Below are 13,151 nucleotides of genomic sequence, written 5' to 3' on the forward strand. Positions count from 1 at the left end.
AACCAGGGGGAGTGATTTCTCACTCCCCCTTTCCACTTAATGCATTATTTCCAGCAAATCAGACAGTAATTCTTTTTGCCGCGACGCAGTAAGGTAAAACGACCAAACAGACGATCTTCTTCTTTAAAGAAGTATTCAGGATCGGACTGTTTTTCACCGTTAATGGTGATGGCATTGGAGGCGATAGTTTTACGCGCCTGACCACGGGAAGGTTGCAGTTCGGAATCGACCAGCGCCTGCATCAGGTCTGCACCTTTTTCCATCTCAACCATCGGTACGCCGTCCTGCGCCAGCTGTTCGAAGTCCGCTTCACTCAGCGCACTCAAGGAACCACTGAACAGACATTCGGTAATACGTTTTGCTGCCTGCAAACCTTCTTCACCGTGCACCAAACGTGTCACCTGCTCCGCCAGAACATACTGAGCGCGCGGAGCTTTACCGCTGTTTTTATCTTCTTCTTCGAGGGCATTGATCTCTTCAATGCTCATGAAGGTGAAGAACTTCAGGAAGCGGTAAACGTCGGCATCCGCAGTGTTGATCCAGAACTGGTAGAATTTGTACGGGCTGGTTTTCTTCGGATCTAACCAGACTGCGCCGCCTTCAGTTTTACCAAATTTGGTGCCGTCTGCTTTGGTGATCAGCGGAACGGTCAGGCCAAACACCTGATTCTGATGCAGACGACGGGTCAGGTCGATACCAGAAGTGATGTTACCCCACTGGTCAGAACCACCAATTTGCAGCACCACACCGTACTGTTTGTTCAGACAGGCGAAGTCATAACCCTGCAACAGGTTGTAGGAAAACTCAGTGAACGAAATCCCCTGATCTTCACGGTTGAGACGCTGCTTAACCGCTTCTTTGTTGATCATCTGGTTAACGGAGAAGTGTTTGCCAATATCGCGCAGGAAGGTCAGCACATTCATATTGCCGAACCAGTCATAGTTGTTCGCCGCGATAGCAGAGTTTTCTCCACAGTCGAAATCGAGGAACGGGGCAACCTGCTTGCGGATTTTGTCCACCCATTCCTGAACAGTTTCTTCAGTGTTCAGCTTACGCTCGGCAGCTTTGAAGCTCGGGTCGCCAATCAGACCCGTCGCGCCGCCTACCAGCGCAACCGGCTTGTGGCCCGCCTGCTGGAAGCGTTTCAGGCATAACAATGGAACAAGATGCCCCAAATGCAAGCTGTCAGCGGTAGGATCGAAGCCGCAATAGAGCGCGATCGGGCCTTGCGCCAGTCGCTCTGCTAACGCTTCCTCGTCCGTCACCTGGGCTACCAGCCCCCGCTCTTGCAATTGTTTAATCAAGTTACTGCTTGCCATCAAAATCTCCATGTATATAACGACTGCACCTTTGCCGGTACACGACTTTTCGCCAGATGCGAAAGAGACATAGAATAAAGTGCCAGAATCAGGAGTACCAGCGATTAAAGCAAGATTTTTGCATCTTTTCAGGGGGCAAGACGATCAATCTTCCACGCATCATTTTCACGCTGGTACAAAAAGCGGTCATGCAGGCGATGCTCACCGCCCTGCCAGAACTCAATCTGTTCAAGGCTGACGCGAAAACCGCCCCAAAAACTCGGCAATGGCACTTCGCCCTGTTGAAACTTCTGCTTCAGCTCCAGGAATTTACTTTCAAGGATACCGCGGGCAGAAATGCGACTGGACTGCTTCGAAACCCATGCACCAATCTGGCTATCACGTGGGCGACTATGAAAATATTTCATCACTTCGAGAGTCGAAAGTCGTTCCGCTTTACCGATCACCATCACCTGGCGCTCAAGGGTATGCCACGGGAACAGCAGGCTAACGCGCGGATTATTTTCGATTTGATGTGCTTTACGGCTGCCGAGGTTGGTGTAAAACACCATGCCTTTTTCGTCGTAATGTTTGAGTAAAACGATGCGCTGATAAGGCTGACCATGTTCATCCACGGTAGCGACCACCATCGCGGTAGGGTCCGCCAGTTTGGCTTCACACGCCTGAGAGAGCCAGCATTCAAAAAGGGTTAATGGATCGGCGGGAAGATCGCGGCGGCGTAATCCGCCTTTGGTGTATTCACGGCGCAGATGCGCGATTTGCTGCAATTCGTCGTTATCAGACATGGTTTTCTTTACGGATTGTCAGTGGGTGACGCTATTGTGCGCCGCCCCTGGAAAAATCTCAACGCTGTGGATTTTGTAACTGACAGTTATTCAAGACGATGCGGTCGCGTTTATAGACAGTCGCTTCCTCGCCTTTCGACCAGAAAACATAGATCCCGTCGGTGTAACGTGCACCAGACGCAGAAATGCCCTGTTTGAGATGCAGTAGTTGATTATCGTAAACAAAACTGACTTCCTGGCGCGGATTATTCAGTTTGACCGTCAACGGTTTTTCATCACACTGGTATTCCAGCGTATCGGTTTGCATGCGCTCAACCAGTTGATTGAACGCGCTACAGCCGGTGAGAAGGACCGGCAAACAGATCAGTAACAGTTTTTTCATAGACATATCCCGAAGACTTTCCTGGTCTGGAGGGCAATACGCCCTCCCTAACGTTCCAAGTGTAACGGCAGACGCGGTAAGAAAAATTCAGTTAACTCTGATATCACAGGTTAGCGGGGAAAATAGCCCCCAGTACCGTCTCCTGGCTTGCGCCAGTGACGGAAGGCAGATTTCCTGGTAATCCCGCCAGCGTCCGCCAGGCAAGCCAGGCGAAAGCCAATGCTTCCATGTCATCGCCACTAATACCAACGGCATCGGTGGTGGTGACTTCTATGCCTGGCAGTAATGCCGCCAGACGCGCCATGAGTAGCGGATTACGACTTCCTCCACCACATACCATCAATCGTTCGCAGCCACCGCTCAACAAAACTTGTTCAGAAATGGTCACGGCGGTGAGTTCTGCCAGTGTCGCCTGTACATCACGGGGATCAACACCCGGAAAATGGCGCAAATGGCGCTCCAGCCAGCCGTAGTTAAAGTATTCGCGTCCGGTGCTTTTCGGTGCAGGTTGCGAGAAATACGGGTCGCTGAGCATATTTTGCAGCAGTGGGAGAATGACTTTACCCGCCCGTGCCCACTCGGCATCTTTATCGTAAGGTTTACCTGCCTGACGCCAGATCCAGGCATCCATCAGCATGTTACCAGGGCCGGTATCGTAGCCCCCTACCGGCTGCCCAGGAATGAGCAGTGACAGATTGGCGATGCCACCAATATTGAGCACCATTCGTCGCTCGGTTGGGTGAGCCAGCAGCGCATGATGGAACGCAGGTACCAGCGGTGCGCCTTGTCCTCCCAAGGCAATATCGCGACGGCGAAAATCACCGACAACCGTAATTCCGGTGCGTGCCACAATTTGATTGTTATCGCCAATCTGTAAAGTGTGTGGTGCCACGCCCGTCGGTTCATGCCAGACGGTTTGGCCGTGACAGCCGATCGCAACGATATCTTTCGCCTGCAGGTTTTGTTCCTTAAGCAAGGCATTGACCGCATCAGCAAAAAGTCGCCCGAGTTGAGTATCAAGCTGTCCAAACTGCGAAAGTGTAAGCTGCTGGCCCTGGCAAATATCCAGTACAGCCTGTTTCAGAGACACCGGGATCGGCCAGCTCAAACTTGCCAGCTGTGCGACCCGGTGTTCATCAATTGTCGCCAACACAACATCAACACCATCAAGGCTGGTGCCTGACATAACGCCAATAAAGCGGCCCGATTTCATAGTTCATCCTTTTTCAATCTGACGTTTGCGCACCACTCAAACATAAACTTTTCGTGAATACTATGCGGAATGACCGATTTTTACCGTTGGTAGTAAAACATTATCTTCAAATCAATAATCATCATGAATGTTTTGTTTATAATTGGTTGATCCTACTTTCATTATGATTTGCTCATATTTGGTAGAACATGTAACCATGGATTCACATATGCCATATACTTTGACCATGAGGGATGCTTGCGTGGCGTTTCATGGTGAACAGGAGATTTTTCAATGATTAAACGCGTATTGGTTGTTTCAATGGTAGGTCTGTCTCTTGTCGGTTGTGTTAATAACGACACCCTGTCAGGGGATGTTTATACCGCTTCTGAAGCGAAACAAGTACAGAATGTCAGCTATGGCACCATCGTTAACGTACGTCCGGTACAGATTCAGGGCGGTGATGATTCCAACGTTATCGGCGCAATTGGCGGTGCTGTTCTTGGTGGTTTCCTGGGGAATACTGTTGGTGGCGGAACCGGGCGTTCTCTGGCTACTGCTGCAGGCGCTGTTGCAGGTGGCGTAGCCGGTCAGGGCGTACAGAGTGCAATGAACAAAACGCAGGGTGTCGAGCTGGAAATTCGTAAAGACGATGGTAATACCATCATGGTGGTACAGAAACAAGGCAACACTCGTTTCTCTCCGGGCCAACGTGTCGTACTGGCCAGCAATGGCAGTCAGGTGACCGTTTCCCCGCGCTAAATAAGTTTGCGTGTGGTCAGGTTACTGACCACACGCCCCCTTTATTTCACCCTTTGGCCTGTAACTCAATGATATTATGCTCAAGTTTTGCGATGAGCTTAATCAGTTGTTCCAGTTCCTCTGCGGAGATGCCATGTAAAATTTCCGCGCGGGTTTTGTTAATAACAGCTTCCATTTCGCTGATCAGCGGCTCTGCCTTTTCCGTCAGTTTAATACGTTTAGCCCGACGATCGCTGGCACAAGTTTGACGCGAAATTAACCCTTTTTCTTCCAGTTGGTCCAGAGTACGGACCAGTGATGGCTGCTCGATGCCAATCGCTTTTGCCAGTTGAATTTGCGACTGGTCTGGAGGTAACTGATGGATATTGTGTAACGTAACCCAATGGGTTTGTGTTAACTCCAGCGGTTTCAGGCGATGGTCTATCAGAGCACGCCATATGCGCACCAACCGTGCCAGATCAGAACCTAGTGGCGATTCCAATTTCATCTCCTTATAATTAGCTTGCTAAGATATTATGCGGCTTTTAGAATAGTGTGCAGCAATTGTATTGCTAAAACAAATGTATTGCTGCATTTGGTTACCGTCAGACATATTTTTCAGAAATTGCGCGTAAATTTTTCGCACTTAAAGAATATTTATTAATCTAACGCAATATATTCGGTCGTAAAGGAATCTACTTTGTGAAGTTTATGCTCAATGCAACAGGATTGCCCTTACAAGATCTGGTGTTCGGTGCGTCCGTCTACTTTCCTCCGTTTTTCAAAGCCTTCGCGTTTGGATTCGTCATCTGGCTTGTCGTACACCGCCTGCTTCGTGGCTGGATCTACGCCGGTGACATCTGGCATCCCTTGTTAATGGATTTATCGCTGTTTGCGATTTGCGTTTGCCTTGCCCTGGCAATACTGATTGCGTGGTAACTATGTCAATTAAAACAATTAAGTATTTCTCAACAATCATTGTAGCGGTAGTTGCGGTTCTTGCCGGATGGTGGCTGTGGAATTATTACATGCAATCTCCGTGGACACGCGACGGGAAAATACGCGCAGAACAGGTTTCTATCACCCCTCAGGTGTCGGGACGTATTGTTGAGCTGAATATAAAAGACAACCAACTGGTTAACGCGGGGGATCTTCTGCTCACGATCGATAAAACGCCCTTTCAGATCGCCGAGCTGAACGCACAGGCTCAGCTGGCGAAAGCGCAATCTGACCTCGCAAAAGCCAATAACGAAGCGAATCGTCGTCGTCATCTCTCACAAAATTTTATTTCTGCCGAAGAACTCGATACCGCTAACCTCAATGTTAAAGCGATGCAGGCCAGTGTTGATGCCGCACAGGCGACGTTGAAACAGGCACAATGGCAACTGGCGCAAACGGAAATTCGCGCCCCGGTGAGCGGATGGGTGACTAATCTTACTACCCGCATCGGCGATTACGCTGACACCGGGAAACCACTGTTTGCTCTTGTCGATAGCCACTCGTTTTACGTCATTGGTTATTTTGAAGAAACCAAGTTGCGCCATATCCGCGAAGGTGCACCAGCACAAATTACCCTCTATAGTGATAACAAAACGTTACAGGGTCACGTTTCCAGTATCGGTCGGGCGATTTATGATCAGAGCGTTGAAAGTGACTCAAGCCTTATTCCGGATGTGAAACCTAACGTCCCCTGGGTTCGCCTCGCCCAACGTGTTCCGGTCCGCTTTGCGCTGGATAAAGTCCCAGGCGATGTCACGCTGGTGTCGGGCACCACCTGTAGCATTGCCGTAGGTCAATAATGAGTGCATCGTCATGGTCCTTGCGCAATTTGCCCTGGTTCAGGGCCACGCTGGCGCAATGGCGTTATGCGTTACGCAATACCATTGCCATGTGTCTGGCGCTGACGATTGCCTATTATTTAAATCTCGATGAGCCCTATTGGGCGATGACCTCGGCTGCCGTGGTTAGCTTTCCCACCGTTGGCGGTGTCATCAGCAAAAGCCTCGGACGCATCGCTGGCAGTTTGCTGGGAGCCATTGCAGCACTGATTCTTGCCGGACATACGCTCAACGAACCTTGGTTTTTTCTATTGAGTATGTCGGCGTGGCTTGGCTTTTGTACCTGGGCCTGTGCGCACTTCACGAATAACGTCGCCTATGCATTTCAACTGGCGGGCTATACGGCTGCCATCATCGCCTTTCCGATGGTTAATATTACTGAGGCCAGCCAGCTGTGGGATATCGCTCAGGCGCGCGTTTGCGAGGTGATAGTCGGTATTTTGTGCGGCGGCATGATGATGATGATCCTGCCGAGCAGTTCCGATGCTACGGCCCTTTTAACCGCATTGAAAAACATGCATGCCCGATTACTGGAACATGCCAGTTTGCTCTGGCAACCTGAAACAACCGATGCCATTCGTGCAGCACATGAGGGGGTGATTGGGCAGATACTGACCATGAATTTGCTGCGTATCCAGGCTTTCTGGAGCCACTATCGTTTTCGCCAGCAAAACGCACGCCTTAATGCGCTGCTCCACCAGCAATTACGTATGACCAGTGTCATCTCCAGCCTGCGACGTATGTTGCTCAACTGGCCCTCACCGCCAGGTGCCACACGAGAAATTCTCGACCAGTTGCTGACCGCGCTCGCCAGTTCGCAAACAGATTTTTACACCGTCGCACGTATTATTGCCCCGCTACGCCCGACCAACGTCGCCGACTACCGGCACGTCGCCTTCTGGCAGCGACTACGCTATTTTTGCCATCTTTATCTGCAAAGCAGTCAGGAATTACATCGTCTGCAAAGCGGCGTAGATGATCATGCCAGACTCCCACGGACATCCGGCCTGGCACGTCATACCGATAACGCCGAAGCTATGTGGAGCGGACTACGAACATTTTGTACATTGATGATAATTGGCGCATGGAGTATCGCTTCACAATGGGATGCCGGTGCCAATGCATTAACGCTGGCCGCAATTAGCTGCGTACTCTACTCCGCCGTCGCGGCACCGTTTAAGTCCTTGTCACTGCTAATGCGCACGCTAGTGTTACTTTCGCTATTTAGCTTTGTGGTCAAATTTGGCCTGATGGTGCAGATTAGCGATCTGTGGCAATTTTTACTGTTTCTCTTTCCACTGCTGGCGACGATGCAGCTTCTTAAATTGCAGATGCCCAAATTTGCCGCACTGTGGGGGCAACTGATTGTATTTATGGGGTCGTTTATCGCTGTCACTAATCCTCCAGTGTATGATTTTGCTGATTTTCTTAACGATAATTTGGCAAAAATCGTTGGCGTAGCGCTGGCGTGGCTAGCGTTCGCCATTCTGCGACCTGGGTCTGACGCTCGTAAAAGCCGTCGTCATATTCGCGCACTGCGCCGGGATTTTGTCGACCAACTAAGCCGCCATCCAACACTGAGTGAAAGCGATTTTGAATCACTCACTTATCATCACGTCAGTCAGTTAAGTAACAGCCAGGATGCGCTGGCTCGCCGTTGGTTATTACGCTGGGGTGTAGTGCTGCTGAACTGTTCTCATGTTGTCTGGCAATTGCGCGACTGGGAATCGCGTTCCGATCCGTTATCGCGAGTACGAGATAACTGTATTTCACTGTTGCGCGGAGTGATGAGTGAGCGTGGCGTTCAGCAAAAATCACTGGCGGCCACACTTGCAGAATTACAGCGAATTTGCGACAGCCTTGCCCGTCATCATCAACCTGCCGCCCGTGAGCTGGCGGCAATTGTCTGGCGGCTGTACTGCTCGCTTTCGCAACTTGAGCAAGCACCGCCGCAAGGTACGCTGGCCTCTTAATTACTTAATTACACCGCAGGCATAGCGTTCACCGCCACCGCCCATCGGTTTAGGTTGATCGGACATATTATCGCCACCAACGTGGATCATCAGCGCTTTATCTTTGACTTGATCCAGTGATTTCAGACGAGGCGCGATGACGGCATCGGTTGCTTTGCCGTCATTATTGACAACCAGCGCATGCAGATCGCCTAAATGCCCGGCACCTTCTGGCCCTTCATGTTTACCGGTATTTTGTGGATCAAGATGCCCGCCTGCGGATTCTGCCGCTGTGGCTTTGCCATCTTTGGTGGCTGGCTGGCAGCTTCCTTTGGCATGAATATGGAAGCCATGTTCACCGGGGGGTAATGCTTTCAGATCGGGCGAAAACTCCAGACCTTTATCGGTTTCAGTAATGGTGACGCTACCAATTGACTGCCCAACCCCTTGCGACGTGACGAGGTTCATCTCGACTTTTTCACTGGCAGCTTGCGCGCCGGTAGCAACAACCAGCGCCAGAATAGCCAGACTAAAACGTTTCATAGGACCTCCGTTCATTGTGCATTCCTGAATAAGTGTAAACCAGTGACACATTTTTGAACGGCGGCTATTCCTAAAAGTGCTTACGGTACGTCGTAACCCAGTGCCGCTTTACGGATACGGAACCATTGTTGGCGAGTCATTTTCAGGGTTTCTGCTTCAACAGCTGCTCGCACGCGCTCAATTTTACCGGAGCCGATTATCGGCAGCGGCTGCGACGGTAAACGTAAAACCCAGGCGTAAACCACCTGTTCAATAGAGCCCGCGTTTAACTCCTCCGCCACCACAGCCAGTTCATCACGCAGAGGCTGGAAATAATCATCATTAAACAGACGACCACCACCAAGGCAAGACCACGCCATCGGACGAACACGCAGTTGTTGCAGTTGGTCGAGCGTGCCATCCAGCAGTAACGGCTGATGCACCGGGGATATTTCCACCTGATTAGTGGCAAGGGTAAACGGCAGGCGTGATTGCAACAGCGCAAATTGCGCAGGCGTAAAGTTCGATACGCCAAAATGGCGCACTTTGCCGCTCTGATGCAGATGTTTAAAGGCGTCCGCCACTTCATCGGCATCCATTAACGGGTCTGGTCGGTGGATTAACAGTAGATCCAGATAATCGGTCGCAAGATTAATTAGCGACTGTTCGGCGCTCTTAATGATGTGATCGCGGTCAGTAATGTAATGACCAATGACGTTTTCTTCACGCGCGGTCGTCGCGATACCGCATTTGCTGACAATTTCCATCCGTTCACGCAGATGAGGTGCCAGTTTCAGCGCCTCGCCAAACGCTGCTTCGCACTGATAGCCACCATAAATATCAGCATGGTCCACGGTGGTCACGCCGAGATCCAGATGCTCTTCAATAAAACTGACCAGCTGGCGGGCGGACATATTCCAGTCCATCAATCGCCAGTAGCCCATCACAAAACGGGAAAACTCCGGGCCTTGCGGCGCAATAGTAATACGCTGAACCATAATCGCTTCCTCTTATCAGATATGAGAGGAGTATACGCAAGATTAGGCTCAAAAGAGTGATGGTTGCTCCGGTTCGTCTGATGACGCTGGCTTATTTGCACGTAATTTGCGCATTAACCGCTGCCGACAAAGGCGCAGTACCTCTTGTTTTTCGCCATCGCTCATTTTATTCCAGTTAAAACGCTCATCCCGACTGCGAAAGCAGCCGCGACAAAATCCGCGTTCGTCAGACTGGCAAATTCCCCGGCACGGGCTCTGGACGGGAAAGAACTCTAATTGCTCCGCCACTTCGCCCTCCTCAGATAAGATTATTACCACTATTGAAGCTGTTAATGCCCAAAGTAGCAACTTTGCTTGCACTAGACCGACTGGTCTACTACACTCCAACACATGAACAAACACACCGAACATGATACTCGCGAACATCTCCTGGCGACGGGCGAGCAACTTTGCCTGCAACGTGGATTCACCGGGATGGGGCTAAGCGAATTACTAAAAACGGCTGAAGTGCCGAAAGGGTCCTTCTATCACTACTTTCGCTCTAAAGAAGCGTTTGGCGTTGCCATGCTTGAGCGCCATTACGCCGCATATCACCAGCGACTGACGGAGTTGCTGCAATCCGGCGAAGGTAACTACCGCGACCGCATACTGGCTTATTACCAGCAAACACTGAACCAGTTTTGCCAACATGGAACCATCAGTGGTTGCCTGACAGTAAAACTCTCTGCCGAAGTGTGCGATCTGTCAGAAGATATGCGCAGCGCGATGGATAAAGGGGCTCGCGGCGTAATCGCCCTGCTCTCTCAGGCGCTGGAAAATGGCCGTGAGAACCATTGTTTAACCTTTTGTGGCGAACCGCTGCAACAGGCACAAGTGCTTTACGCACTGTGGCTTGGCGCGAATTTGCAGGCCAAAATTTCGCGCAGTTTCGAGCCACTGGAAAACGCGCTGGCCCATGTAAAAACCATTATTGCGACGCCTGCCGTTTAGCAGGCATTTTTTATCACCAGACCACCGGGAGCCTTTATGTCATCTGAAAAACTGTATTCCCCACTGAAAGTGGGCGCGATCACGGCGGCAAACCGTATTTTTATGGCACCGCTGACGCGTCTGCGCAGTATTGAACCGGGTGACATCCCTACCCCGTTGATGGCGGAATACTATCGCCAACGAGCCAGTGCCGGTTTGATTATTAGCGAAGCCACGCAAATTTCCGCCCAGGCAAAAGGATATGCAGGCGCGCCTGGCATCCATAGTCCGGAGCAAATTGCCGCATGGAAAAAAATCACCGCTGGCGTTCATGCTGAAAATGGTCATATGGCCGTGCAGCTGTGGCACACGGGGCGAATTTCTCACGCCAGCCTGCAGCCTGGCGGTCAGGCACCGGTAGCGCCTTCTGCACTTAGCGCGGGAACGCGTACTTCTCTGCGCGATGAAAAAGGTCAGGCGATCCGCGTTGAAACATCCATGCCACGAGCACTGGAACGGGAAGAGATTCCGGGCATCGTCAATGATTTCCGCCAGGCCATCGCTAACGCCCGTGAAGCTGGGTTTGATCTGGTGGAGCTACACTCTGCTCACGGTTATTTACTGCATCAGTTCCTTTCTCCTTCTTCAAACCATCGTACCGATCAGTACGGCGGCAGCGTGGAAAATCGCGCACGTCTGGTGCTGGAAGTGGTCGATGCCGGGATTGAAGAATGGGGTGCCGATCGCATTGGCATTCGTGTTTCGCCAATCGGTACTTTCCAGAACACGGATAATGGCCCAAATGAAGAAGCCGATGCACTATATCTGATTGAACAACTGGGCAAACGCGGCATTGCTTATCTGCATATGTCAGAACCAGATTGGGCGGGAGGTGAACCGTATACTGATGCGTTCCGCGAAAAAGTACGTGCCCGTTTCCACGGTCCGATTATCGGCGCAGGGGCATACACGGTAGAAAAAGCCGAAACGTTGATCGGCAAAGGATTGATTGATGCGGTGGCATTTGGTCGTGACTGGATTGCGAACCCGGATCTGGTTGCCCGCTTGCAGCGCAAAGCTGAGCTTAACCCACAGCGTGCCGAAAGTTTCTACGGTGGCGGCGCGGAAGGCTATACCGATTACCCGACGCTTTAATCCAACATTGCGAGCGGCGCAAAGCCGCCGCTATACTAAAACAACATTTTGAATCTGTTAGCCATTTTGAGGATATAAAGATGCGTCTTCTTCATACCATGCTGCGCGTTGGCGATCTGCAACGCTCCATCGATTTTTATACCAAAGTACTGGGCATGAAACTGCTGCGTACCAGCGAAAACCCGGAATACAAATACTCACTGGCGTTTGTTGGCTATGGCCCGGAAACCGAAGAAGCGGTGATTGAACTGACCTACAACTGGGGCGTGGATAAATACGAACTCGGCACTGCTTATGGTCACATCGCGCTTAGCGTAGATAACGCCGCTGAAGCGTGCGAAAAAATCCGTCAGAACGGCGGTAACGTCACCCGTGAAGCGGGTCCGGTAAAAGGCGGCACTACGGTTATCGCGTTTGTGGAAGATCCGGACGGTTACAAAATTGAATTAATCGAAGAGAAAGACGCCGGTCGCGGTCTGGGCAACTAATCTCCTGCCGGGCGTGAACTCATCGCGCCCGCATCTTTACTGCATCGACAAGTAATATTTGTCATAATGCGCGCTGCAATTTATCCGTATTAAGAGAATCAGATGTCCGATAACGCTCAACTTACCGGTCTGTGCGACCGTTTTCGTGGTTTTTATCCTGTTGTGATCGATGTTGAAACAGCTGGATTTAACGCCAAAACCGATGCGCTGCTTGAGATTGCCGCCATCACCCTGAAAATGGATGAACAAGGCTGGCTGATGCCGGACACCACATTACATTTCCACGTCGAACCATTTGTCGGCGCAAATTTGCAGCCAGAGGCCCTCGCCTTCAACGGCATTGACCCGAACGATCCCGATCGCGGCGCGGTCAGCGAATACGAGGCGCTGCACGAAATTTTTAAAGTTGTACGTAAAGGCATTAAAGCGAGCGGCTGTAACCGCGCCATTATGGTCGCGCACAACGCCAATTTCGATCACAGCTTTATGATGGCCGCCGCAGAACGCGCCTCACTGAAACGTAACCCGTTCCACCCTTTCGCCACTTTTGACACTGCAGCACTGGCCGGGCTGGCACTCGGACAAACCGTATTGTCTAAGGCTTGCCAGACCGCTGGCATGGACTTCGACAGCACCCAGGCGCACTCCGCGCTGTACGACACCGAACGCACTGCTGTGCTGTTTTGTGAAATCGTCAACCGCTGGAAACGTCTGGGAGGCTGGCCGCTACCTGCCGCCGAAGAGGTGTAATCGAGTCGATGCCTGATGACATGCAATGATTCAGGCATCTATAGTGAGGCTATTCCACGC

16 protein-coding genes are annotated in these 13,151 nt (G+C 51.2%); 8 read left to right on the forward strand and 8 right to left on the reverse strand.

All coding sequences use genetic code 11. From position 1 onward, the window contains the following. Positions 1 to 44 precede the first annotated feature (44 nt). From tyrS to anmK, 4 genes are all read right to left on the reverse strand, one after another. The gene (tyrS, locus tag BEB54_RS02490; RefSeq protein WP_001295400.1) at positions 45 to 1,319 is read right to left on the reverse strand and encodes a tyrosine--tRNA ligase; all 1,275 of its coding nucleotides are present in this window, start codon (positions 1,317 to 1,319) and stop codon (positions 45 to 47) included. A gap of 128 nt (positions 1,320 to 1,447) precedes the next feature. Continuing rightward, the gene (gene pdxH, locus BEB54_RS02495) at positions 1,448 to 2,104 is read right to left on the reverse strand and encodes a pyridoxamine 5'-phosphate oxidase (RefSeq protein WP_105276983.1); all 657 of its coding nucleotides are present in this window, start codon (positions 2,102 to 2,104) and stop codon (positions 1,448 to 1,450) included. 58 nt (positions 2,105 to 2,162) lie between these two features. Beyond that, positions 2,163 to 2,492, reverse strand: coding sequence for a C-type lysozyme inhibitor (mliC, locus tag BEB54_RS02500; protein ID WP_000061974.1), 330 nt, complete (start codon positions 2,490 to 2,492; stop codon positions 2,163 to 2,165). A 97-nt stretch (positions 2,493 to 2,589) separates the two neighbouring features. After that, positions 2,590 to 3,699 (reverse strand): anhydro-N-acetylmuramic acid kinase, encoded by a 1,110-nt coding sequence (anmK, locus tag BEB54_RS02505; RefSeq protein WP_105276982.1) that lies wholly within the window; start codon positions 3,697 to 3,699, stop codon positions 2,590 to 2,592. A gap of 273 nt (positions 3,700 to 3,972) precedes the next feature. On the opposite strand from anmK, the gene slyB reads away from it, so the two are divergent. Then, the gene (gene slyB, locus BEB54_RS02510) at positions 3,973 to 4,440 is read left to right on the forward strand and encodes an outer membrane lipoprotein SlyB (RefSeq protein WP_000597196.1); all 468 of its coding nucleotides are present in this window, start codon (positions 3,973 to 3,975) and stop codon (positions 4,438 to 4,440) included. Positions 4,441 to 4,486: 46 nt separating this feature from the next. Here slyB and slyA read toward each other — a convergent pair whose 3' ends face one another. After that, entirely contained in the window at positions 4,487 to 4,921 is a 435-nt protein-coding gene (gene slyA, locus BEB54_RS02515; RefSeq protein WP_000445640.1) for a transcriptional regulator SlyA, read from the reverse strand. 200 nt (positions 4,922 to 5,121) lie between these two features. Here slyA and BEB54_RS02520 point away from each other — a divergent pair, with 200 nt between their 5' ends. Genes BEB54_RS02520 through BEB54_RS02530 form a run of 3 tightly spaced genes read left to right on the forward strand, consistent with a single transcriptional unit; the run spans position 5,122 to position 8,230 of the window. After that, positions 5,122 to 5,358 carry a DUF1656 domain-containing protein gene (locus BEB54_RS02520; RefSeq protein ID WP_000670998.1) on the forward strand — a complete coding sequence of 79 codons (237 nt, stop codon included), beginning with the start codon at positions 5,122 to 5,124 and terminating at the stop codon, positions 5,356 to 5,358. 2 nt (positions 5,359 to 5,360) lie between these two features. Beyond that, a complete protein-coding gene (locus tag BEB54_RS02525; RefSeq protein WP_001300356.1) occupies positions 5,361 to 6,218 on the forward strand; it encodes an efflux RND transporter periplasmic adaptor subunit in 858 nt (285 codons plus the stop codon). Beyond that, positions 6,218 to 8,230 (forward strand): FUSC family protein, encoded by a 2,013-nt coding sequence (locus tag BEB54_RS02530; RefSeq protein WP_105276981.1) that lies wholly within the window; start codon positions 6,218 to 6,220, stop codon positions 8,228 to 8,230. The genes BEB54_RS02525 and BEB54_RS02530 overlap by 1 nt, the downstream gene beginning before the upstream one ends. Here BEB54_RS02530 and sodC read toward each other — a convergent pair whose 3' ends face one another. From sodC to BEB54_RS02545, 3 genes are all read right to left on the reverse strand, one after another. Then, complete coding sequence (gene sodC / locus BEB54_RS02535; protein WP_105277028.1) at positions 8,231 to 8,752, reverse strand: superoxide dismutase [Cu-Zn] SodC; 522 nt, start codon at positions 8,750 to 8,752, stop codon at positions 8,231 to 8,233. An 80-nt stretch (positions 8,753 to 8,832) separates the two neighbouring features. After that, positions 8,833 to 9,729, reverse strand: coding sequence for an aldo/keto reductase (locus tag BEB54_RS02540; RefSeq protein ID WP_000250667.1), 897 nt, complete (start codon positions 9,727 to 9,729; stop codon positions 8,833 to 8,835). Positions 9,730 to 9,777: 48 nt separating this feature from the next. Further along, positions 9,778 to 10,017 carry a DUF1289 domain-containing protein gene (locus BEB54_RS02545; RefSeq protein ID WP_000840481.1) on the reverse strand — a complete coding sequence of 80 codons (240 nt, stop codon included), beginning with the start codon at positions 10,015 to 10,017 and terminating at the stop codon, positions 9,778 to 9,780. Positions 10,018 to 10,119: 102 nt separating this feature from the next. Between BEB54_RS02545 and nemR the strand changes: the two genes are divergently transcribed. The 4 genes from nemR to rnt all read left to right on the forward strand — a co-directional run bounded on the left by nemR (position 10,120) and on the right by rnt (position 13,091). Then, positions 10,120 to 10,719 (forward strand): DNA-binding transcriptional regulator NemR, encoded by a 600-nt coding sequence (gene nemR / locus BEB54_RS02550; protein WP_001032937.1) that lies wholly within the window; start codon positions 10,120 to 10,122, stop codon positions 10,717 to 10,719. Between the two features lie 36 nt (positions 10,720 to 10,755). Next, the gene (gene nemA / locus BEB54_RS02555) at positions 10,756 to 11,853 is read left to right on the forward strand and encodes an N-ethylmaleimide reductase (RefSeq protein ID WP_000093576.1); all 1,098 of its coding nucleotides are present in this window, start codon (positions 10,756 to 10,758) and stop codon (positions 11,851 to 11,853) included. Positions 11,854 to 11,933: 80 nt separating this feature from the next. Continuing rightward, on the forward strand, positions 11,934 to 12,341 hold the full coding sequence (gene gloA / locus BEB54_RS02560; RefSeq protein ID WP_001237796.1) for a lactoylglutathione lyase: 408 nt from the start codon (positions 11,934 to 11,936) through the stop codon (positions 12,339 to 12,341). Between the two features lie 102 nt (positions 12,342 to 12,443). Next, positions 12,444 to 13,091 (forward strand): ribonuclease T, encoded by a 648-nt coding sequence (rnt, locus tag BEB54_RS02565; RefSeq protein ID WP_001282281.1) that lies wholly within the window; start codon positions 12,444 to 12,446, stop codon positions 13,089 to 13,091. Positions 13,092 to 13,151 lie beyond the last annotated feature (60 nt).

This window comes from Escherichia sp. MOD1-EC6021, from assembly GCF_002965245.1.
Taxonomy (GTDB): Bacteria; Pseudomonadota; Gammaproteobacteria; order Enterobacterales; family Enterobacteriaceae; genus Escherichia; species Escherichia coli_F.

Bases quoted from the DNA above. Each gene is read 5' to 3' on its own strand.
- BEB54_RS02530 (WP_105276981.1), top strand. From the start codon at position 6,218: ATGAGTGCATCGTCATGGTCCTTGCGCAATTTGCCCTGGTTCAGGGCC.
- BEB54_RS02540 (WP_000250667.1), bottom strand. From the start codon at position 9,729: ATGGTTCAGCGTATTACTATTGCGCCGCAAGGCCCGGAGTTTTCCCGT.
- pdxH (WP_105276983.1), bottom strand. From the start codon at position 2,104: ATGTCTGATAACGACGAATTGCAGCAAATCGCGCATCTGCGCCGTGAA.
- anmK (WP_105276982.1), bottom strand. From the start codon at position 3,699: ATGAAATCGGGCCGCTTTATTGGCGTTATGTCAGGCACCAGCCTTGAT.
- gloA (WP_001237796.1), top strand. From the start codon at position 11,934: ATGCGTCTTCTTCATACCATGCTGCGCGTTGGCGATCTGCAACGCTCC.
- nemR (WP_001032937.1), top strand. From the start codon at position 10,120: ATGAACAAACACACCGAACATGATACTCGCGAACATCTCCTGGCGACG.
- nemA (WP_000093576.1), top strand. From the start codon at position 10,756: ATGTCATCTGAAAAACTGTATTCCCCACTGAAAGTGGGCGCGATCACG.
- mliC (WP_000061974.1), bottom strand. From the start codon at position 2,492: ATGTCTATGAAAAAACTGTTACTGATCTGTTTGCCGGTCCTTCTCACC.
- tyrS (WP_001295400.1), bottom strand. From the start codon at position 1,319: ATGGCAAGCAGTAACTTGATTAAACAATTGCAAGAGCGGGGGCTGGTA.
- slyB (WP_000597196.1), top strand. From the start codon at position 3,973: ATGATTAAACGCGTATTGGTTGTTTCAATGGTAGGTCTGTCTCTTGTC.
- rnt (WP_001282281.1), top strand. From the start codon at position 12,444: ATGTCCGATAACGCTCAACTTACCGGTCTGTGCGACCGTTTTCGTGGT.
- sodC (WP_105277028.1), bottom strand. From the start codon at position 8,752: ATGAAACGTTTTAGTCTGGCTATTCTGGCGCTGGTTGTTGCTACCGGC.
- BEB54_RS02525 (WP_001300356.1), top strand. From the start codon at position 5,361: ATGTCAATTAAAACAATTAAGTATTTCTCAACAATCATTGTAGCGGTA.